General features: G+C 65.3%; 21 protein-coding genes. 12 read left to right on the plus strand and 9 right to left on the minus strand.

From position 1 onward, the window contains the following. Positions 1 to 3: 3 nt before the first annotated feature. The 4 genes from OIK40_RS05335 to OIK40_RS05350 all read right to left on the minus strand — a co-directional run bounded on the left by OIK40_RS05335 (position 4) and on the right by OIK40_RS05350 (position 4,068). On the minus strand, positions 4 to 690 hold the full coding sequence (locus OIK40_RS05335) for a CpaD family pilus assembly protein (protein ID WP_273676833.1): 687 nt from the start codon (positions 688 to 690) through the stop codon (positions 4 to 6). Between the two features lie 19 nt (positions 691 to 709). Continuing rightward, the gene (locus OIK40_RS05340) at positions 710 to 2,296 is read right to left on the minus strand and encodes a type II and III secretion system protein family protein (protein WP_273676834.1); all 1,587 of its coding nucleotides are present in this window, start codon (positions 2,294 to 2,296) and stop codon (positions 710 to 712) included. Between the two features lie 84 nt (positions 2,297 to 2,380). Further along, positions 2,381 to 3,487, minus strand: coding sequence for a Flp pilus assembly protein CpaB (gene cpaB / locus OIK40_RS05345; protein WP_273676836.1), 1,107 nt, complete (start codon positions 3,485 to 3,487; stop codon positions 2,381 to 2,383). 89 nt (positions 3,488 to 3,576) lie between these two features. Continuing rightward, complete coding sequence (locus OIK40_RS05350; RefSeq protein ID WP_273676837.1) at positions 3,577 to 4,068, minus strand: A24 family peptidase; 492 nt, start codon at positions 4,066 to 4,068, stop codon at positions 3,577 to 3,579. A 102-nt stretch (positions 4,069 to 4,170) separates the two neighbouring features. On the opposite strand from OIK40_RS05350, the gene OIK40_RS05355 reads away from it, so the two are divergent. The 3 genes from OIK40_RS05355 (at position 4,171) to OIK40_RS05365 (ending at position 6,510) form a co-directional block, all read left to right on the plus strand. Then, complete coding sequence (locus tag OIK40_RS05355) at positions 4,171 to 5,145, plus strand: alpha/beta fold hydrolase (RefSeq protein WP_273676985.1); 975 nt, start codon at positions 4,171 to 4,173, stop codon at positions 5,143 to 5,145. Further along, positions 5,142 to 6,260 carry an NAD(P)/FAD-dependent oxidoreductase gene (locus tag OIK40_RS05360; RefSeq protein WP_273676839.1) on the plus strand — a complete coding sequence of 373 codons (1,119 nt, stop codon included), beginning with the start codon at positions 5,142 to 5,144 and terminating at the stop codon, positions 6,258 to 6,260. Before OIK40_RS05355 ends, OIK40_RS05360 begins: the two co-directional genes overlap by 4 nt. 73 nt (positions 6,261 to 6,333) lie before the next feature. Next, positions 6,334 to 6,510: a YegP family protein gene (locus OIK40_RS05365; protein ID WP_086607903.1), complete on the plus strand. Its 177-nt coding sequence runs from the start codon at positions 6,334 to 6,336 to the stop codon at positions 6,508 to 6,510. Between the two features lie 70 nt (positions 6,511 to 6,580). Here OIK40_RS05365 and rnhA read toward each other — a convergent pair whose 3' ends face one another. The 3 genes from rnhA to ispH are packed head-to-tail and all read right to left on the minus strand — an operon-like array spanning position 6,581 to position 9,035. Then, positions 6,581 to 7,024: a ribonuclease HI gene (gene rnhA / locus OIK40_RS05370; RefSeq protein WP_273676841.1), complete on the minus strand. Its 444-nt coding sequence runs from the start codon at positions 7,022 to 7,024 to the stop codon at positions 6,581 to 6,583. Positions 7,025 to 7,051: 27 nt separating this feature from the next. Beyond that, the gene (gene thrB / locus OIK40_RS05375) at positions 7,052 to 8,023 is read right to left on the minus strand and encodes a homoserine kinase (RefSeq protein WP_273676842.1); all 972 of its coding nucleotides are present in this window, start codon (positions 8,021 to 8,023) and stop codon (positions 7,052 to 7,054) included. Between the two features lie 19 nt (positions 8,024 to 8,042). After that, positions 8,043 to 9,035 (minus strand): 4-hydroxy-3-methylbut-2-enyl diphosphate reductase, encoded by a 993-nt coding sequence (ispH, locus tag OIK40_RS05380; RefSeq protein ID WP_273676844.1) that lies wholly within the window; start codon positions 9,033 to 9,035, stop codon positions 8,043 to 8,045. Positions 9,036 to 9,130: 95 nt separating this feature from the next. Between ispH and OIK40_RS05385 the strand changes: the two genes are divergently transcribed. The 9 genes from OIK40_RS05385 (at position 9,131) to tatC (ending at position 16,455) form a co-directional block, all read left to right on the plus strand. Continuing rightward, entirely contained in the window at positions 9,131 to 9,781 is a 651-nt protein-coding gene (locus OIK40_RS05385; RefSeq protein WP_273676845.1) for a hypothetical protein, read from the plus strand. 201 nt (positions 9,782 to 9,982) lie between these two features. Continuing rightward, positions 9,983 to 11,731, plus strand: coding sequence for an arginine--tRNA ligase (argS, locus tag OIK40_RS05390; protein WP_273676846.1), 1,749 nt, complete (start codon positions 9,983 to 9,985; stop codon positions 11,729 to 11,731). 30 nt (positions 11,732 to 11,761) lie between these two features. Beyond that, entirely contained in the window at positions 11,762 to 12,436 is a 675-nt protein-coding gene (locus OIK40_RS05395; RefSeq protein ID WP_273676847.1) for an SPOR domain-containing protein, read from the plus strand. A 79-nt stretch (positions 12,437 to 12,515) separates the two neighbouring features. Next, positions 12,516 to 13,538, plus strand: a complete 1,023-nt coding sequence (nagZ, locus tag OIK40_RS05400) for a beta-N-acetylhexosaminidase (protein ID WP_273676849.1) — start codon at positions 12,516 to 12,518, stop codon at positions 13,536 to 13,538. Beyond that, positions 13,535 to 14,326, plus strand: coding sequence for a segregation and condensation protein A (locus OIK40_RS05405; protein WP_374211785.1), 792 nt, complete (start codon positions 13,535 to 13,537; stop codon positions 14,324 to 14,326). Before nagZ ends, OIK40_RS05405 begins: the two co-directional genes overlap by 4 nt. Then, positions 14,323 to 14,940 carry an SMC-Scp complex subunit ScpB gene (scpB, locus tag OIK40_RS05410; protein ID WP_273676851.1) on the plus strand — a complete coding sequence of 206 codons (618 nt, stop codon included), beginning with the start codon at positions 14,323 to 14,325 and terminating at the stop codon, positions 14,938 to 14,940. Before OIK40_RS05405 ends, scpB begins: the two co-directional genes overlap by 4 nt. A gap of 88 nt (positions 14,941 to 15,028) precedes the next feature. Continuing rightward, positions 15,029 to 15,265 carry a Sec-independent protein translocase subunit TatA gene (locus OIK40_RS05415; RefSeq protein WP_273676852.1) on the plus strand — a complete coding sequence of 79 codons (237 nt, stop codon included), beginning with the start codon at positions 15,029 to 15,031 and terminating at the stop codon, positions 15,263 to 15,265. A gap of 37 nt (positions 15,266 to 15,302) precedes the next feature. Then, positions 15,303 to 15,668 (plus strand): Sec-independent protein translocase protein TatB, encoded by a 366-nt coding sequence (gene tatB, locus OIK40_RS05420; protein WP_273676853.1) that lies wholly within the window; start codon positions 15,303 to 15,305, stop codon positions 15,666 to 15,668. Continuing rightward, positions 15,661 to 16,455, plus strand: a complete 795-nt coding sequence (gene tatC, locus OIK40_RS05425) for a twin-arginine translocase subunit TatC (protein WP_273676854.1) — start codon at positions 15,661 to 15,663, stop codon at positions 16,453 to 16,455. Before tatB ends, tatC begins: the two co-directional genes overlap by 8 nt. Here the strand turns inward: tatC and OIK40_RS05430 are convergent, their stop codons facing one another. Both OIK40_RS05430 and OIK40_RS05435 read right to left on the minus strand, forming a co-directional pair. Then, entirely contained in the window at positions 16,456 to 18,105 is a 1,650-nt protein-coding gene (locus OIK40_RS05430; protein ID WP_273676855.1) for an amidohydrolase, read from the minus strand. It lies immediately after the preceding gene. Between the two features lie 2 nt (positions 18,106 to 18,107). After that, positions 18,108 to 19,016: an NAD(P)-dependent oxidoreductase gene (locus OIK40_RS05435; RefSeq protein ID WP_273676856.1), complete on the minus strand. Its 909-nt coding sequence runs from the start codon at positions 19,014 to 19,016 to the stop codon at positions 18,108 to 18,110. Positions 19,017 to 19,102: the final 86 nt, after the last annotated feature.

Raw genomic sequence — 19,102 nt, forward strand, 5'->3', positions numbered from 1 at the left:
GGCTTAGTTACCTCCTCCGCCGGCGCCGCCACCGGCGGTCGCATCCATAAGTCCACCCGCGCCCGTGGGCGGCGTTTCGCGATAGGTCGCGATCGCCTTGTTCGACGTGGCGATAACGGTTTCACCCGAGCCCTTCTTGCCTTCCAGCAAGTCCTGCGGATCGGCGATCATAGCGGCGAGGTTGCCGTTGACCGCACAGCCGTAGCCGGGGCTGACACCGTTGGTGTAATTCATGTCCGATTTGGCCGACCAGTCCGGGCATCCCGGGACAGAGGCGCTCGAACGGGTGATGACCACCCGCGCCTGACCGGGCTGCAATGCGCCGGCCGTAACCGGGGCCACGTCGCTGATCATCAGGCCATAGCGTCCGGCCAGATCGCGGATTGCGTTCTCTACCGCCGGGTTCTGTCCGGGGTTTTCGATCGCGACGCGATCACCGTAACGCAGGTCCATCGTCTCGAACCAGCCGTTGAGGCGCTGCTGTTCGGAGATCGGCAGGCCCGAAGTGCTGGTGTTCACGTCGAGCGTGAAGTTGGTGCGGTCCACCACCGGCTGCTTCGTGCTGTAGAGGCTGGTGTTGGTCGGCATACCGCCGCAACCGGCGAGGCCGAAGCCAAGCGTAAGCGCAAGGGCGAGGGCGGGCGCGCGGCCAAGCCGTCCGGCCAGTGTTTTGGGTCGTGCAACAGGCATCTTACTCACCTTTCTTGCGTTAGAGGCTGAAACCCGGGGCCGCTGCATTGGCCTCGCGTTCGTCCTTGCGGTTCTTCTTGTCGGCCCGGCGCGGCTTGGCCGGCGCATTGGGGACGATCGCGGCCGGGTCGGCATCGCTGACCTTGGGCTGCGGTGCCTCGGGCTGCGAGGAGACCGGCCCCGGGCGCTGTTCGCCCGAAACGCCGGAATTGTTCTGGTAGCCCAGGAACTGCTCCAGCTCGCTTGCCGAACGATAGCCGTCGGTCGGCAGCTTGATGTCCTTCGCGTCGACCGGCTTGACCAGATAAGGCGTGACGATGATCACCAGCTCGCTTTCGCCGCGACGGAATTCGCGGCTGCGGAACAGGTTGCCGAGGATCGGCACGTCACCAAGTCCGGGCGCCTTGTCGAGCACGTTCTGCGAATTGGCAGTCATCAGGCCGGCAATCATGAAGCTCTGACCCGAACCCAGCTCGACCGTGGTCTCGGTGCGGCGGATGGTAAGGGCAGGAACCTGGAAGCCGTTGAGCACCACTGAACCCTGCGAGGACAGTTCGGAAACCTCCGGGCGCACCCGCAGCGAGATCCGCCCGTTCGAAAGCACAGTCGGGGTGTAGGCAAGGCTGACGCCGAAATTACGGAACTCGATCGTCGCCTGGCCGAGGCCCTGCGCGACCGGGATCGGGAATTCGCCGCCCGCAAGGAAGGTCGCGGTTTCGCCCGAAAGCGCGGTCAGGTTGGGTTCGGTGATGGTGTTCACCAGACCCAGCCGCTCCGACAGATCGAGCGCGCCCAGCATGTTGAGGCCGAACAGCTTGCCGAGACCGGCCAGCGAAGTGCCGCCATCGGAGTTGACCGCCGGACCTTTGATCTCGGTGCCATCGGGGAACACGAACGAGGTCTGCGCTGCGCCGTTGCCGACGCCCAGCGGGCCACCGTAGTTAAATTCGGCGCCGCCGATCTGGCGACCCGTGCCGACACCGAAGCGGAACCCGCTGGTGCCGTCGGCGGTCTGCAGGTTCCCGCCAATTTCGCGCAGCAGCGAACGGCTGACTTCGGCGAACTTGACGTTGAGGTTGACCTGAAGCGGCGTCGCGGTCTTGAGGCGGCTGATGACATTGGCGTCGTCACCCAGGAAGGCCTGCACCAGGCGTTCGGCCTCCGCGGCATCCTCGGGGTTACCCACTGTGCCGGTCAGCAGCACGGTGTTGGTACCCATGGTCGCCACGCTGATCTTGGCGTCGGGCATGGCCAGCGCCAGCATCTGATCGACGCTGCCGATGTTAGAGCCGACCCGGATGTTGGCCGAGAAGATCACGTCGCCGCGTTCGTTGCTGGCGTAGATCGTGGTCTCGCCACCGGCGCGGCCGAAGACATAGAGCTGGCGCTGCGACTTGATCTGGACGTCGGCCACGCTTTCATTGGCGACGAACACATCGGTCATCGTGCCGGGCACGGTTACCAGTTCGCCCCGGCCGATCGACAGGACGATTTCCTGCGTCGGCTTGACGACCTGCTGCGCGGTGGCAGTGGCGGTTGGCACGGCTGCAAGCGGCGCGGCCATCACGGCGGCGAGCAGCAGCTTGGCTTTCAAGTTGAGTTTCATTCTGCGGCTCCCCTCGGGTTGGCCTGTTGCCGCCTTTGACGAAAGCGGACGGAACTGATTGTTCGTGACCATTGTCGATCCCCCTCAGAAAACCAGAGTCGAACCGGCGGCGGGCAGGGTCTGACCGGCGCGGCGCATCCCCTCAGCCTGGCTGCGGACGATGCCTCCCGCGGCGGCCTGCGGGCTGACCGGGGTTTCCTCGGTCGCCTTGCCGCGGGTGACGCGGACGCTCGGACCCTTGTAGACGGGTTCGTTGTTGACCCTTGCCGACACACCGGGCGCAGCCGGGGTATATTCGGCCTGGCGGCTCTCGCCACGCTGGGGCGGCATGGTGGTGCGCTGGAACCGCGACACATCACCGCCGGTCACAAAGGTCGCCCCCTTGTCGATCGGACGGGCCATCGCGGCCTTGAGCAGCTTTTCTTCCTGCTCGGGGGTCGCGCCCTCGGGGATGTTCACGTCGCCCGCAGCAACAGCGCGTTCGAGTTCGACATCATTATCGGCCAGCGAACGCAACGCGAGGCTGAGCGTGCCGATGGTCTGGGCCACGGCGACCTTTTCCGCGATCTTGGGCGTCACTTCGAGCGTGACGGTGCGGAAGGCGGTGACGACGGTCTTGCCGTTTTCGTCGGTGGTGGTTTCGGTGGTCTGGTCGGTGGCGAGCACCCGCAGGTTACGGATCACCGTCTCGGCTGCACGCAGCGCCTGACCTTCGCCGTCGACCGTCTGGGTCAGGACGAGGTCGACCCTGTCACCCGGGAAGACGAAGCCGGCCACGCCGGTCATCGCCGACACCGGCACAGTCACGGCACGCATGCCCGGACCAAGCGCCGCCGCGAGGAAGCCGCGGTCGCCCGGGCTCACCAGCGAACCCTGGGTCACCGGCTCGCCGGCCGTGATCGGGAAGCGCACGACGGTGCCGAGCAGCTTGTCCATATCGGCCTCGCCGTCGATGAAGTAGGCGTCCTTGACGAGTTCCTCCGGCCAGGGCTGGAAGCCCAGGGCGTCGGCGGTGATGATTGTCCCCGCAGTCAAAGCGCGTTTTGCCACCAGCACCCGTGGGCCGGTCGGCTGGACCGCGGCTTCGGCTGAAGGGGCTCCGCCTCCGGCGAAGATGCTCCGTGCGGCAAAGGCAGTTCCGATCGCAATGATCAGAGCGCCGATCAGCAGAACCAGTTTCTTCCTATCCATGGCTGAAATAGCCCCCTCGTAATCGCCCTAGGTTGGTTAGCGGGCAGGTATGGTTTCGATGCGTAAGCCCCGAGTGGTTAAAATCGGGTTCACGTGGCAGCCGCAGACGTCGCTGCGGCTGGAAGCAGATTGAAATAAAGCACCCAAAGGCCGCCAAATGCGATCGCGACCCCGTAGGGGATGGCCAGGCGGTCGCGCTGGCGGCGCATGATGTGCCACATGCCCATGACGACGGTCAGAACCCCGCCGGCGATCGCCATTACGATCAGCAGCTGGATAAAGATGTCCCACGGAATCCACAGCGCCAGAACAGTCAGCAGCTTCACGTCGCCGCCGCCCATCATCTTGAGCGCGAACAGCCCGGCCAGCAGCGCAAAGGCGGCAACCGCTACGCCCAGCTGCATCGCCACGTCCGGCCACAGCGCCAGACCGCTCGACCACCAGAATACCGGTGCACCCAGAGCGATGGCCGCGTTCAGCCAGTTGTCGATTTGGCGCCGGCGAATATCGGTGAAAGCGGCAAAAACCAGCGCGATTGCCAAGGCAATCAGCAAGCCGTAGTGAATGGTGGTCATCAGCATTGTGCCCCCGAAGTTGCCTTGCGCCACGTGCGCAGCGGCCTTCTTTGAGGGAGTGCTACAGGTGTTTGCTTACCAAAAAGTAACCAAGCTCGGAGGCTCCAGATTCACGCAAATTCCGATGATGCGGCGATCGACCGCAGGACCATTCCCACCGCGGCACGCGAAAGCATCTGGCGCGCGGCCGATGGCCATGGCTTGCGCCGGATCGACTGGCCTGGTGCCTCCGATCAGCCGCGCGGATCGATCCTCTTTTTCCCGGGCCGCGGCGACAATTACGAAAAATATCTCGAAATGCTGGAACAATGGCACCGCGCCGGCTGGCGGGTGACGGCGGCGGACTGGCGAGGCCAGGCCGGATCCGGGCGGCTCGGCAAAGATGCGGTTACCGGGCATATCGAAGATTTCGCGATATGGATCGACGATCTGGCGCACCTCTGGAAAAGCTGGGTCGCCGAAACGCCCGGGCCGCATGTGCTCGCCGCACACTCGATGGGCGGGCATCTGGTGATGCGCGCGCTGGTCGAACGGCGGGTTGATCCCGATGCGGTGGTGCTCAGCGCGCCGATGATCGGGGTTAACGGCCCACCATTGCCCCTGCCGGTGCTGCATGCGGTGGCGCGTTTGATGTGCGCTGTTGGCGATCCGACCCGTCAGGCGTGGAAATGGAGCGAAAAGCCCGGCGAAATGCCGGCATCGCGCGCTAGTCTTCTTACCCATGATCCCGATCGCTATGCCGACGAGCAATGGTGGCGCGATCACCGGCCCGAACTGGTAATGGGCCCGGCAAGCTGGCGCTGGGTAGAGCGCGCCTATGCCTCCTCGCGCAAGCTGGAGCAGGCAGGCGCACTGGAAAGCGTCGACGTGCCGGTGCTGATCCTTTCGACATCATCGGACAAACTGGTGAGCCACACCGCCAACCTGCGTGCTGCGCGGCGCCTGCCGAAAGGCGAGATGGTGGCGTTCGGCAGCGAGGCGCATCACGAGATCCTGCGCGAAGCCGATCCGGTTCGCGACCGCGCGATGGCGGCGACAACCGAGTTTCTCGACCGTGTGGCGCCCGCCGACCCGGGGGCATGATTATGTATGATTTCGCCGTTATCGGGGCCGGGATGGCCGGTGCGAGCATCGCCGCCGAGCTGGCTCCGCATGCCCGTGTGCTGCTGCTCGAGGCGGAGGATGCACCGGGCTATCACGCTACCGGGCGTTCGGCGGCATTCTGGGACGAATGTTATGGCGGCCCCGGGGTCGTTCCGCTGACGCTCGCTTCGGGGCCTTACCTGCGCGAGCACGGCTTCCTGACGACTCGCGGCGCGCTGCATCTCGGGCGGGCTGCGGACCGGGCGGCGATGGACGATTTCCTCGCGACTTTTGCGGGCACCGGGGCGACGATCGAGCGGCTGGGGCGCGACGATATTATACGCCGCGTTCCGGGACTTCGGCCTGATTGGATCGAGGCGATCCACGAACCGGCCTGCGCCGATATCGACGTTGCAGGCCTGCACCAGCACTATCTTGGCCGGGCGCGTCGCGGCGGGGTGGAGGTGGTTTGCCGTGCGCGAGTCGGGCAATTGCAGCGCGAGGCGGGTGGTTGGCGAATCGCGACCGCAGCGGGAGCCGAATATCGGGCGGCGCGCCTAATCAATGCGGCGGGCGCGTGGGCCGACGGTATCGCCGCGCTGGCGGGAGTGAGGCCGCTGAGCATCCGGCCGTATCGTCGCACCATGGCGCAATTGCGGGTCGATCCGCCTGCGCCGGCCGACCTGCCACTGGTGCTCGACATAAACGGTACGTTCTATTTCAAGCCCGACGGCGGAAGGCTGTGGCTCAGCCCGCATGACGAAATTCCCGCCGAGCCGGGCGATGCCGCGCCCGATGAGATCGATATCGCCATCGCGATCGACCGGTTCGAACAGGTGACCGGCTGGCGCATCGCCGCAGTCGAGCGGCGCTGGGCGGGCCTCAGGAGTTTCGCGCCGGACCGCTTGCCGGTCTATGGCTTCGATCAGGCTGAAAACGCCTTTTTCTGGTTCGCGGGTCAGGGCGGCTTCGGCATCCAGACCGCGCCTGCCGCCGCCCGGCTGGGCGCACAGCTGGCGCTGGGACTTGATGCCGATGCCATGACGCAGGCGCTTGATCCGGCGGCCTATTCGCCGGCGCGCTTTGCCCAGGAACGCAAGCTTCGCAGCGCCTAGCCAATCGCGGCGCAATCTGTATGGTTACGCATGTGGTCGCTTTGTGAACCACGCCAGATCAGGAGGGGCCGACATGGCGCACAAGTTCGAAATCTATAAGGACAACGCAGGCGAGTTCCGCGTCCGCTTCAAGTACAATTCGGAAGTGATGTTCTCGACGCAGGGCTATTCGAGCAAGGCCAGTGCGCAGAACGCGATCGATTCGATCAAGAAGAACGGCCCCGGCGCCGAGGTCGAAGACAACAGCTGATTTCGCCGGCCGCGCCTAAGGGCTGGCGGCCTGCACCACCGAAGGTGGCTTCAAGCGAACGCGGCGGGACCTAGCTTCCCGCCGCGATCCGTTCAGCCTCGGCGCTGGCGAGTGCATCGACCCGCTCGTTTTCCGGATGGCCGTTATGGCCGCGGACCCAGTGCCAGGTAACGTGGTGCGGACGCGCGGCCTCGATAAGGTCGTGCCACAGATCGGCATTCTTCACGGGTTTCTTGCTGGCATTGACCCAGCCGTTGCGCTGCCAGCCGTGAATCCATTTCTGCATCCCGTCGAGCACATATTTGCTGTCGGAATACAGATCGACCGCGCAGGGTTCGATCAGGGCATTGAGAGCCTTGATCACCGCCGTCATCTCCATGCGGTTATTGGTGGTTTCCACCTCGCCGCCCGACATCTCCTTTTCATGGCGTCCCATGCGCAGCAAAGCGCCCCATCCGCCGGGGCCGGGATTGCCCTTGCACGCGCCGTCGGTGAAGATTTCGACCTTTTTCATGGGCAGAAGCCTTAGGCGCGGCGAGGCTCAGGCATCAAGCACGCCCGCGCCCGCTTCGTCGTAAAACCGCCAGCGTTCCACGAATTGCATCGGGTCCTTGCGGGTGACGAGCGCGTCGTCGGGCGTTTCGAGCCAGTCTTCGGCGCGGCTGGCAACGAACCTAAGGCAAGCGCCCTTGGCGATCTGCGGGAAAAGCGCCCGCTCGGCAGGTTTGAGCGGGCGGACGCTTTCGTAACCCGCCACCAGCGCATTGCCGCAATCGGCGCGATAGCGGCCTTCCGCATCGAAGCACCACGCCGCATGGGTCACCGCGAGATCGAGCGCCATCGGCCCCGTGCAGGCGAAGTAGAAATCGATAAGGCCCGTCACCGTGTCGCCGCGCATCAGCACATTGTCGGGGAACAGGTCGGTGTGGGTCTGCGACTGCGGGAGCGCCGCCAGATCGAGTGCGGCGGCGGCGCGCGCATGATCGAGCATTGCGGGCAATTCTGGGTGGACCGTCGCAAGCCGCTGCGCCCCGCAGTTTGCGAGAATCGCCGCGCTCGCGGCAAAATCCATCGCATTGGCGCGGCTCAGCGGAAAATCGCGCGCGGCAAGGTGCATATCCGCCAGCACCGCGCCGATGCTGCGGGCCTGTGCGGGGGTGGGGCGGGTAGGGGAGACGCCGGGCAGAAACTCGATCAGCGCCGCGGCCTTGCCCTCTACCATGCGGAAGGATGCGCCGCTGCGATCATGCATTGTGCGCGGGACCGGACACCCCTTGGCAGCAAGATGATCGAGCAGGTCGAGGAAATAGGGCAGGTCGGCATAGTCGATCCGGCGCTCGTACAGCGTCAGGATGAAACGGGTGCCGCTATTGCCGCTTCCGGTGGTCTCGACCAGCCAGTTGGAATTAGAGACGCCTTCCGCGATGCCTTTGGCCGAAACCAGTTCGCCGACATCATATTCTGCGATCAGCCGGGCAAGATCCTCGGCCCCGAGATGGGTATAGACCGCCATTGCCCCTGCGGCCCGTGCCCTATTCGGTCAGCTGGCGCGGAAGTTTGAACACCATCTTCTCTTCCGCCGCGGTAATGGTCTGTTCGCGGATCGGTCGATAGCCGGCCAGCGCGGCGACCACTTCGCGAACGAGAATTTCCGGGGCCGATGCACCCGCCGTCAGCCCCAGCGTTTCCACCCCTTCGAGCCATGCGAAGTCGATCTCGCTCGCCCGCTGGATCAGCTTGGCCGGCGTGCCGAGCCGCTCGGACACTTCCACCAGCCGCAGCGAATTGGACGAATTGGGCGCGCCGATCACCAGCACCAGATCGCAATCATGCGCCAGTTCCTTGACTGCCGCCTGCCGGTTGGAGGTCGCATAGCAGATGTCTTCCGCTTTCGGCCCGCTGATATTGGGATAGCGCCATTCGAGCGCCTCGATCACCTCGCGCGTGTCGTCGACCGACAGCGTGGTCTGGGTGAGGTAGGCCAGTTCCTCGTCCGAATCGAACGGCAGCTTGTCGACATCCTCGATGGTCTCGACAAGCGTCATCTGCCCCGGTTCGACCTGCCCCATGGTGCCGATCACCTCGGGATGGCCTTCGTGGCCGATGAAGATGATGTGGCGGCCCTTTTCGATCTGGCGTTCAGCCTGACGGTGGATCTTGCTGACCAGCGGGCAGGTGGCATCGACATAGAGCAGCTGGCGGCGCTTGGCCTCGGCGGGTACCGTCTTGGGCACACCGTGGGCGCTGAACACCACCGGCGCATCGTCGGGCACCTCGTCGAGCTCCTTGACGAAGATCGCGCCCTTGGCCTTCAGCCCTTCGACGACATATTTGTTGTGGACGATCTCGTGCCGCACATAAACCGGCGAACCGTAACGCTCGAGCGCCTTCTCGACGATCTCGATGGCCCGATCGACACCGGCGCAGAATCCGCGAGGGGCGGCGATCAGCAGGTTGAGCGGGGGGCGGGCAGCAACGGCCGGATCAGCGGCGGCGGCATCGGATGCGGGAAAGGGCGCGTTCATGTCTCCCCCTCTAGCGCTTTGCGGCGTGTCTCGCTAGGGCATGCATGCGCGAGCTTGTGCGCGCTACGGATCCGGTTTTCGAGGACGGTTTTTTGATGATGTTCCGCACCCGCGCCCTTCCTGTCCTTGCTGCAATGGCGGCGCTGGCCGGCTGCGCCGGCGAAGGCGAACTGGTGCTCGATCAGGGGGTCGGCATCACTTCCGTGCTGACGACCTGCCCGGCGGTCGGGATTCCCGACTACACCGGCGATGTCACCACGTTCCGTTCCGGCGATGACCGCAGCCTTGCCAGCCTTGATGTCAGCGCGGCGATTACAAATCTGCGCTCGACCTGCAACGAAGCCGGCGCGCAGGTGTATAGCGAGGCGACATTCGAAGTGCACGCCCGCCGCGCCGACGTGCGCGGTGCCCGCACTGTGACGCTGCCCTATTTCGTCACCATCCTGCGCGGCGGAAGCGCTGTCGTCAGCAAACGGGTAGGCGAAGTCACACTGACTTTCGCTGACGGGCAGGAACGCGCGATGGCGACCGCCAAGGCCGGTTCCTTCGTCAACCGTGCGGACGCCGCACTGCCGGAGGATATCCGCGAAAAGATCACCCGACGACGACGCCCGGGCGAGGTCGATGCCGCGCTTGATCCGCTGGCCGATCCCGAAGTGAAGGCGGCGATTGCCCGTACCCGCTTCGAAATGCTGGTCGGCTTCCAACTGACCGAAGACCAGCTGGCCTATAACGTCAGGCGCTGATTTTGTCCGGGGGCGCCTCTGCGCCCCCGTCCTCGGCGGGTTTTCGCCGCTTTGCGTCGGAGCGCCTGCGGGCGGCCGGTCGGCCTTGCGGTTGCTGTGTGACCGTTCGCCTCTTTGCCCTTCCCCAGCCGCGGGCTTGACCCGGGTCTCCGCTTTCTATCTTGCACGCGCGACTGATCGCGCCTTACGCACGAGAACACCATGACCGAAACCAAGACCCTGTATTCCGCCTATGCGGAGCTGATTGAAAGCGTGCTGGCCGATCTGGTCGGTGAAGGCGTTTTGCCCGCCGGCACGTCCTTCGCCAATGTCACGCTCGAACCGCCGCGAGATGCGTCGCACGGTGACCTCGCCACCAATGCGGCGATGGTGCTGGCCAAAGGCGCAGGGATGAACCCGCGCGCGCTGGCCGAAGCGATCACCGCGAAGCTTTCTGCGAACCCTGCGATTACGAGCGCCGAAATCGCCGGGCCGGGCTTCATCAACCTGCGCCTTTCGCCCGGGGCATGGCTCGAAGAACTCGCAACGATTGCGCAGCTTGGTGCCGATTACGGCCGTTCGGACATGGGCGGCGAGCGCGTCGTGAACGTCGAATATGTCTCGGCCAACCCAACCGGCCCGATGCACATGGGGCACTGCCGCGGCGCGGTGGTGGGCGATGCGCTGGCAAGCCTGCTCGAATTTGCCGGACACCGGGTGATCCGCGAATATTACGTCAATGATGCCGGGGCGCAGGTCGATGTGCTCGCCCGCTCGGTGCATCTGCGTTACCGCGAGGCGCTGGGAGAGGACATCACCATCCCCGAAGGGCTGTATCCGGGCGATTATCTCGTGCCGGTCGGGCAGGCGCTTGCCGCCGAATTCGGTGACAAATACGCTGCCGCGCCGGAGAGCGAATGGTTGATCGCGTTTCGCACCCGCGCCGTCGCCGCGATGATGGACATGATCCGTGCCGATCTCGCCACGCTGGGGATCAAGCACGATCTTTTCTCCTCCGAGGCGGAATTGCAGGCCTCGGGCAAGGTCGATGCGGCGGAGCAATGGCTGCGTGAACATGATCTCGTCTATGACGGCGTGCTCGAAGCGCCCAAGGGCAAGGCTCCGCCGGAAGACTGGGAGCCGGTGGAACTGCCGCTGTTCCGCTCGACGAAGTTCGGCGACGATCAGGATCGCCCGATCAAGAAGTCGAACGGCGCGTGGACCTATTTCGGGGCCGACCTCGCCTACCATTTCCAAAAGGCGCAGGATGCCGATGCGTTGGTCGATATCTGGGGTGCGGACCACGCGGGAACGGTGAAGCGGATCAAGGCCGCAGTCGCGGCGCTGACCAGCGCCGAAGGCGGCGCGCCCAAGCCATTCGAGGTCAAGCTGGTCCAGATGGTGCAGCTGATGAAGGGCGGCCAGCCGTTCAAGATGTCGAAGCGCGCGGGCAATTTCGTGACGCTGGCCGACGTGGTCGACATGGTCGGCAAGGACGTGGTGCGCTTCACCATGCTCACCCGCAAGCCCGATGCGCAGATGGATTTCGACTTCGACAAGGTGGTCGAAGCCTCGAAGGACAATCCGGTGTTCTATGTGCAATATGCCCATGCGCGGATCCGCTCGACGCTGCGCAAGGCTGCCGAGGCGGGATTTGCCCCGTCCGGCGCGGCGCTGGATCGTCTGGGCGAAGAAGAGCTCGATCTGGTGCGGCGCGCCGCGCAGTTCCCGCGCGAGATCGAGGCGGCGGCCCGCGCGCGCGAGCCGCACCGTATCGCCTTCTACCTCTACGATCTGGCGGCGGACCTCCATTCCTTCTGGAACCTCGGTAATGACCGCGTGGAAAAGCGGTTCATCGTGGAACAGGATTCGAGCATGACAGCGGCAAGACTTTTCCTTGCCGACGCAATCGGGCAAGTGATCCGCAACGGGCTTGGCGTGCTTGGCGTCGAAGCTGTCGAAATGATGTAATCGCTTGGGGGAAGGGCGCGAGGCTTGGCCATGATCGATGCCGAATACGAGGAACTGGAAACCGGTGACGGCGAGCTTGATCTGGCCGATACCGACAACCTGCCGTGGCTTGAATCCGATGAGGAGGACGAGGATGCGGGCGGGCTCGATTTGGGGCAGATCCTCGGCTTCGTTGGCGTTCTAATCGTCCTGCTTGCGGCCATCGTCGGCGCGGTATGGTATGTCTCGAACCGCGCCAGCGGAATCGAGGCGGTTGCCGACGGCAGCGTGATCGAAGCGCCCGAAGGCCCGATCAAGGAACGACCTGAAGACCCGGGCGGTAAGACATTCGCCGGAACCGGCAACGTCGCGCCCGTGGTTGGCGAAGGCGGCACCCGTGAAGCCGTGGTGGCAAGCAAGGACGCGGCTCCCGCGCCCAAGCCGTCGCCTTCGGCCAGCGTCACGGCTGCGCCGGCTCCGGCTGCGGACATGTCGGGCGTAGGCGTGCAGCTCGCGGCCTATTCCTCGCGCGCACGGGCCGAGCAGGGGTGGAGCGATCTTACCCGCCGTACCGAAGTGCTTTCCGGCGTGAAGCACCGCGTGGTCGAGGGTAAAGTCGATATCGGCACCGTCTATCGCCTGCAGGCGATTGCAGCCAACCGCACCGCGGCGGAGGAACTTTGTGCCGCGCTGAAGGCCGACGGGCTCGACTGCCAGGTCAAATAGGCGCGCACGGCGGCGTTTTTCCCCGTTGCGGATGGTTACCATGCTTGCTTGACGCGGGCTTCCTTGCGAACCTGTCAGGATGATTCCGGCGATCTTCGGCCTCGGCGGCCCGCATCTTACCGCTGACGAGCGCGCCTTCTTCCGCGAGGCCGATCCGGCGGGCTACATCCTGTTCGGCCGAAATTGCGAAAACCCCGACCAGTTGCGCGCACTGACGGACGATCTGCGTTCGATCCACGGACGCGACCGGCTGCTTGTCTCGATGGACCAGGAAGGCGGCCGCGTCGCCCGCCTGCGCCCGCCGCACTGGTCGGCCTATCCCTGCGCGGATGCCTTCGCACGGCTTTACGACATTGCTCCTGCCAGCGCGATCGAAGCGGCGCGGGCCAATGCGACGGCAATGGCGCTCGAACTGTCTGCGATGGGGATCACGGTCGATTACCACCCGCCGCTCGACCTGAGGGTGCCGGGCGCGCATGACGTGATCGGCGACCGTGCCTTTGGCAGCGATCCGGTGCAGGTCGCCGCGCTGGGTCGCGCGGTGCTCGAAGGGCTGGCCGCCGGCGGCGTAACCGGCTGTATCAAGCACATGCCGGGCCACGGGCGCAGCGATGTCGATACCCACAAGGCGCTGCCCACCGTCACCGCCAGCGCGGCCGAACTGGAAGCCGACCTCGCTCCGTTCCGCAAGCTCAACCATGCCCTGATCGGGATGACCGGACATCTGGTGTTCACGGCGTGGGATGCAGAAAACCCGGTCACGCTGTCCGAAACCGTAATCCGCGACATCATTCGCGGTGCAATCGGCTTCGACGGCCTGTTGCTGACCGACGACATCGACATGGAGGCACTCGGCGGGTCGATCCCCGAACGTTCCGTGCGTGCCCATGCGGCGGGGTGCGACATCATCCTCAATTGCTGGGCGAAGATGGACGATATGGTCGGCATCTGCGAGGTGCTGCCGGCGATGTCCGACGCCACGGCCGCGCGGCTCGACCTCGCACTGGCGGGCACGCGCGTCGCCCCGGGTATGGCGCCGGAACAAGGCGAGTTGCTGGCCAAGCGCGACGCGCTGCTGGCGCTGACCGGAGCAGCGGCATGAGCGGCGAGGAACAGCCCTTCATGTTTCCGCCCGCCGATCCGTCCCGGCCCGAGACCGATTCGCTCTATCTCGCGCTCGACGGATGGGAAGGGCCGCTTGATCTGCTGCTCGACCTCGCGCGGCGGCAGAAGGTCGATTTGCGCCAGATCTCGATACTCGCGCTGGTCGATCAATACCTGATCTATATTGAACGCGCCGGTGCGTTGAAGCTTGAGCTTGCCGCCGATTACCTCGTGATGGCGGCCTGGCTCGCCTATCTGAAATCGGCGCTGCTGCTGCCCAAGGACGAGCAGGAAGATCCCTCGCCCGAAGAACTCGCGCTGCGCCTGCAATTGCGTCTGCAACGCCTCGGCGCGATGCGCGAGGCGGCGGCGCGGCTGATGGGGCGCGATCGGATCGGGCGCGACGTATTCCTGCGCGGCGCGCCTGAAGGCCTGCGGACCGACCGAAAGACCGTGTGGCGTTCCGACATGTTTGCGCTGATTCAGGCCTACGGGCAGGTCAAGGCGCGCACCGCGCCGCGCATCTACCATGTCGCCAACCGTCCGGTGATGACGCTGGATTCCGCGCTCGAACGGGTTTCGGCGATGCTCGGCGTCACGCTGGAATGGATGGAAATCCGCGATTTTCTCCCGCCCCATGCCTCGCCGGAACTCAAGCGTTCGGCGCTGGCGTCGAGCTTTGTCGCGGCTCTGGAGCTGACCAAGCGCGGGCGTGCGGAGCTTGAGCAGGAGGGTGCCTTTGCGCCTTTGCGAATTCGCCGCCTTAAAGAGGGTGCAGCGGCGTGAGCGAGCAGCCCGGCACGCTCGAACGCGCGGTGGAGGCAACGTTGTTCGCTGCCGAGGAGCCGATGACGGTCGATGCGCTCGCTACCCATCTCGGCGGGCTGGAGCCTGCGGAGGTGCGCGATGCGCTCGCCGCGCTGGAACGGCAATATGCGGCGCGCGGCGTGCATCTGGTCGAACGCGCCAAGCGCTGGCATTTCGAGACCGCGCCCGATCTTGCCCACCTGTTACGGCGCGAAAAGGAGCAGGTGCGGCGCCTCAGCCGCGCGGCGACGGAAGTGCTGGCGATCATCGCCTATCACGAGCCCGTCAGCCGCGCCGAAATCGAATCGATCCGCGGCGTGCAGACCAGCGCCGGCACGCTCGACGTGCTGATGGAGGCGGGCTGGATCCGTCCCGCCGGTCGCCGCGAGGTGCCGGGGCGTCCGGTGATCTATGCGACAACGCCCGAATTTCTCGACCATTTCGGGCTCGAATCCCGCCGCGACCTGCCCGGTATCGACGAATTGCGCGCCGCCGGCTTGCTCGATCCGGTGGACGAGGCGATGGAAACCGCGATGCGTTTCGAACCGGACGAACCCGACGCGGACGAAGGGGCCGATAGCGAGTATCCCTAGCGCTTTTGTCGCGCGCCGCTTAACGAAGGTGGCGAAGCCGCCGCAAGGCTCCTATATAGTGGTGGCACACGAACAAGAGTCTTGGCTTATGCAACCCGGTATCTGGCAAATCCTCATTATCGCCGTCGTCGTCCTGATCCTGTTCGGGCGCGGGCGCATTTCGGAAATGATGGGCGACTTCGGCAAGGGCATCTCCAGCTTCAAGAAGGGCATGAACGAAACCGATCAGGCTTCGGCCAAGCCCCGGATCGAGCCGCCCGCGGAAACCGCCACGCCTGCGGAAACCGTCGCGCCTGCCGAAAAGAACGACACCACCGGCAACTGATCTTCGCTCAACAGGAGGCGGCGCGCCCGCACCTTTCATGTTCGACATCGGCGCCGCGGAACTGCTGGTCATCATCATCGTCGCGGTCATCGTGATCGGGCCGAAGGACTTTCCGCTTGCCATGCGCACAGCGGGTCGCTGGATCGGCAAGGTCCGGCGCGTCTCCGCCCATTTCCGCAGCGGCATCGACACGATGGTTCGCGAGGCCGAACTGGAAGACATGGAGAAGAAGTGGAAGGCGCAGAACGAGGAGATCATGCGCCGTTCTGCCGCGCTTACCGAACAGGAAAACGGTGCTCCGGTGATGACCGGGCCTCCGCCCGTCGAACCGCCTTCGGCGGCCGAGGCTCCCCCCGAAGACAAGCCCCGGGACGCAGCCGGCAAGGGTGACGGCGATGTTTGAGATCGACGATCTCGACGAAACCCGCGCGCCGCTGCTGGATCATCTGATCGAACTGCGTACCCGCGTCATCCGTTCGCTGCTGGCGTTGCTGGTGGGGTTCGCGGTGTGTTTCTATTTTGCCGACGAGATTCTCGGTTTTCTCGTCCAGCCGCTGCGCGCTGCCTTTCCCGATGGCCAAGGCCAGCTGATCTTCACCAAGCTGCCGGAAGTCTTCTTTGTCGAGATGAAGGTCGGGCTGTTCGCGGGCTTCATGGTCAGCTTTCCCGTTATCGCCAACCAGCTGTGGGCGTTTGTCGCGCCGGGGCTTTATGCGCGCGAGAAGAAGGCGTTTTTGCCCTTCCTGATCGCCACGCCTGTGCTGTTTCTAGGCGGGGCGGCGCTGGCCTATTTCGTCGTCATGCCCACCGCTTTTCGGTTCTTCCTCGGCTTTGGAGGGGCGGCCGGAGGGCTGGAGGTGCAGGCACTGCCGAGCGCCGGCGAATATCTCGATCTGGTGATGCAGTTCATCCTCGCCTTCGGGCTTACCTTCCTGTTGCCGGTGCTGCTGTTGCTGCTGCACCGTGCAGGGATCGTCACCCGGGCGCAGATGGCAGGCGCGCGGCGCTATGTGGTGGTCGGGGTGTTCGTGATCGCCGCGGTGGTGACCCCGCCCGATCCCGGCTCGCAGGTGATCCTCGCGCTGCCGCTGCTGTTGCTGTTCGAAGCCTCGCTGCTGCTGATGCGGCTGCAGGAACGCAAGGTAGAGGCCGAAAAGGCGGCCGAGCAGGTGGAGCAGGCGGCGGAGTAGTTACTCCGCCCCGCGCACCTTTACCCCGCCGATCCACACTTCGATGATCTTCGTCTGGCGGATCTCGTCGGGCGAGGCGAGCAGCGGATCATTGTCGACCAGCAGGAAATCGGCCCGCTCGCCCGGAATCAGGCGTCCGAAGCGTCCCTCGGCAAAGCCTGCAAAGGCGGCGTCAGATGTGAACCCGGCCAGCGCCGTCTCGCGGTTCACCGTTTCCTGCGGGAACCATCCGCCGAAGGGCTCGCCGTTCGCATCGGTGCGGCTGATCGCGGCTGCCATTCCGGCGAAAGGATCGGCCGGCTCCACCGGCGCATCGGAACCGAAGGCCAGCCGCCCGCCGACCTTCATCACGCTGCGCCAGGGATAGGCACCCTCGAGCCGGTCCGGCCCCAGCCGCGCCTCGGCCATCAGCCGGTCGGAGGTCTGGTGGAGTGGCTGCATGGAGGCGATTACCCCGTGCTTGCCGAGCAGCGGAAGATCCGCCGGATCGACGATCTGGGCATGCTCGATCCGCCAACGCCGGTCGCCGTCATAGCTTTCGGAAAGCTCCTCAATCGCCGTCAGCACCTCGGCATTGGCGGCATCGCCGATGGCATGGACGGCGGTCTGGAAATTGTCCATCGCCGCGCGGCTCATCAGGTTGCGCAGCTGGGCCGGGGTGAGCAGCGGCAGGCCTTTTGCGCCCGGATCGTCGTGATAGGGCGCCTTCAGACTCGCCCCGCGCGAACCCAGCGCGCCGTCGAGATAGAGCTTGATCCCGCCCATCCGCAGCCTGTCGTCGTAGAGCCACATCGTCGGCCCCGCGCCGGCGACAGTTTCGAGCGTTTCGAACCCGTCGGCATAGGCCATGATCCGAACCTGCAACCGCCCGCTGTCTCCGGCGCGGCGGAAGGTCGTCCAATCGGCCATCTCCGTGCCCATGTCCGCGACGGCCGTCACGCCTTTGGCCAGCAGCACCTCTTGCGCCTTGGCGAAGGCCAGATCGCGGTCTTCGGGGCGAGGCGGGGGCACGACCTTGCCGACCAGCGCAATCGCGTTGTCCACGAATACGCCTGTCGGATTGCCCTTGGCATCGCGGATCACCTTGCCGCCCGCCGGATCGGGGGTCTTGGCGGTGACACCAGCGGTCTGGATCGCAAGGGTGTTGGCCCAGTTGGCGTGATTGTCCGCGCGTTCGAGCCACACCGGACGGTCAGACACCACGGCGTCGAGTTCGGTGGCGGTTGGGAAGCGGCCGAGACCCCATTTTTCCTGATTCCAGCCGCGGCCGAGGATCCACGGTCGGCCCGGGTTTTCCTCCGCGAAGCTTTTGATCTTCGCCAGCGCGTCTTCAAGCGAGGTGGTGTCCGACAGGTCGAGCGTCAGTGCCGCAAAGCCGATGTCCATGACATGCACGTGGGCGTCGATCATGCCCGGGATCAGCACCCGACCTTCGCCGTTGAGGCGGTAATCGACCCGCGGGCGCTCGTCACCGCGCGCCAGCAGGGTTACGACCTTGCCATCATCGTCGAATACGAGGCCGGTGAAGCGCCGGACCTTGCCTTGCTCGTCGATGGTCACGCCGTCGACATTGTCGACCAGCGTATCGGCGAGCGCGGGGGAGACGAGAGCAGTCGAGGCGGCCAGCGCCGCAAGACAAAGACGCAGCATGCTTATCCTTCTTCGGAAATACGACGAGGCAGACGGGTAACGAGCGCGCTGGTGTCCTTGCGTCCGCCGCCCGCTGCCTGCACGTCGGCATAGAACTGGTCGACCAGCGCGGTGACCGGTGCGGCTAGGCCCAGACGGCGCGCTTCGGCCAGCGCATAGCCCAGATCCTTGCGCATCCAGTCGATCGCGAAGCCGAAATCGAATTCATTCCGGGTCATCGTCGCCCAGCGGTTGTCCATCTGCCAGCTTTGCGCTGCGCCGCCCGATATGGCCTCATAGGTCTTGTCGAGATCGAGCCCGGCGGCCTCGGCCAGACGGACCGCTTCGGACAGCCCGGCGAGCACGCCCGCTATACACATCTGGTTGGCCATTTTGGCGGTCTGGCCCGCACCCGCCGGGCCGACATGCACAATCGCCTTGGCGTAAGCGTCCATCACCGGCTCTGCCCGCGCCAGATCATCGGCGCTGCCGCCGCACATGATCGCCAGCTTGCCATTGACGGCGCCTGCCTCGCCGCCGCTGACCGGCGCATCGACAAAACCGATGCCCTTGGCGGCGCAGGCGCCGTCCAGTTCGCGGGCAAGGTCGGCAGAGGTGGTGGTGTGATCGACCAGCAGGCTGCCTTCCGCCATCGCGCCCAGCACGCCGTCTGCGCCGAACACGATCTGACGCACGTCGTCGTCATTGCCGACGCAGGTAAAGACGATGTCGGCCCCCTGCGCTGCCTGTGCCGGGGTGGCGCCAAAGCCGACCTTCAACCTTTCTGCGGCCCAAACCTCACGCCATTTCGCCGCACGTGCAGCCGATCGGTTATAGGCCGTTACGCTGTATCCGGCGCGGGCGAGGTGGCCGGCCATCGGCCCGCCCATCACGCCCAGCCCGATGAAGGCAATGCTCAGGTTTTCGCTCATGGCCGCGGTGCCTATCGCCTTCGCGCGGGATTGCCAACTCGGCCGTGCATGCGAATTCCGTCCGCGGGCGATTGCCCTTGCGTCAA

This window comes from Erythrobacter fulvus (assembly GCF_028595285.1).
Classification (GTDB): Bacteria; Pseudomonadota; Alphaproteobacteria; order Sphingomonadales; family Sphingomonadaceae; genus Erythrobacter; species Erythrobacter fulvus.

Bases quoted from the DNA above. Each gene is read 5' to 3' on its own strand.
- OIK40_RS05395 (WP_273676847.1), top strand. From the start codon at position 11,762: ATGATCGATGCCGAATACGAGGAACTGGAAACCGGTGACGGCGAGCTT.
- ispH (WP_273676844.1), bottom strand. From the start codon at position 9,035: ATGAACGCGCCCTTTCCCGCATCCGATGCCGCCGCCGCTGATCCGGCC.
- nagZ (WP_273676849.1), top strand. From the start codon at position 12,516: ATGATTCCGGCGATCTTCGGCCTCGGCGGCCCGCATCTTACCGCTGAC.
- OIK40_RS05435 (WP_273676856.1), bottom strand. From the start codon at position 19,016: ATGAGCGAAAACCTGAGCATTGCCTTCATCGGGCTGGGCGTGATGGGC.
- OIK40_RS05335 (WP_273676833.1), bottom strand. From the start codon at position 690: ATGCCTGTTGCACGACCCAAAACACTGGCCGGACGGCTTGGCCGCGCG.
- thrB (WP_273676842.1), bottom strand. From the start codon at position 8,023: ATGGCGGTCTATACCCATCTCGGGGCCGAGGATCTTGCCCGGCTGATC.
- OIK40_RS05350 (WP_273676837.1), bottom strand. From the start codon at position 4,068: ATGCTGATGACCACCATTCACTACGGCTTGCTGATTGCCTTGGCAATC.
- tatC (WP_273676854.1), top strand. From the start codon at position 15,661: ATGTTTGAGATCGACGATCTCGACGAAACCCGCGCGCCGCTGCTGGAT.
- OIK40_RS05365 (WP_086607903.1), top strand. From the start codon at position 6,334: ATGGCGCACAAGTTCGAAATCTATAAGGACAACGCAGGCGAGTTCCGC.
- OIK40_RS05430 (WP_273676855.1), bottom strand. From the start codon at position 18,105: ATGCTGCGTCTTTGTCTTGCGGCGCTGGCCGCCTCGACTGCTCTCGTC.
- OIK40_RS05405 (WP_374211785.1), top strand. From the start codon at position 13,535: ATGAGCGGCGAGGAACAGCCCTTCATGTTTCCGCCCGCCGATCCGTCC.
- OIK40_RS05340 (WP_273676834.1), bottom strand. From the start codon at position 2,296: ATGAAACTCAACTTGAAAGCCAAGCTGCTGCTCGCCGCCGTGATGGCC.
- OIK40_RS05415 (WP_273676852.1), top strand. From the start codon at position 15,029: ATGCAACCCGGTATCTGGCAAATCCTCATTATCGCCGTCGTCGTCCTG.
- rnhA (WP_273676841.1), bottom strand. From the start codon at position 7,024: ATGAAAAAGGTCGAAATCTTCACCGACGGCGCGTGCAAGGGCAATCCC.
- argS (WP_273676846.1), top strand. From the start codon at position 9,983: ATGACCGAAACCAAGACCCTGTATTCCGCCTATGCGGAGCTGATTGAA.
- tatB (WP_273676853.1), top strand. From the start codon at position 15,303: ATGTTCGACATCGGCGCCGCGGAACTGCTGGTCATCATCATCGTCGCG.
- OIK40_RS05360 (WP_273676839.1), top strand. From the start codon at position 5,142: ATGATTATGTATGATTTCGCCGTTATCGGGGCCGGGATGGCCGGTGCG.
- cpaB (WP_273676836.1), bottom strand. From the start codon at position 3,487: ATGGATAGGAAGAAACTGGTTCTGCTGATCGGCGCTCTGATCATTGCG.
- OIK40_RS05385 (WP_273676845.1), top strand. From the start codon at position 9,131: ATGATGTTCCGCACCCGCGCCCTTCCTGTCCTTGCTGCAATGGCGGCG.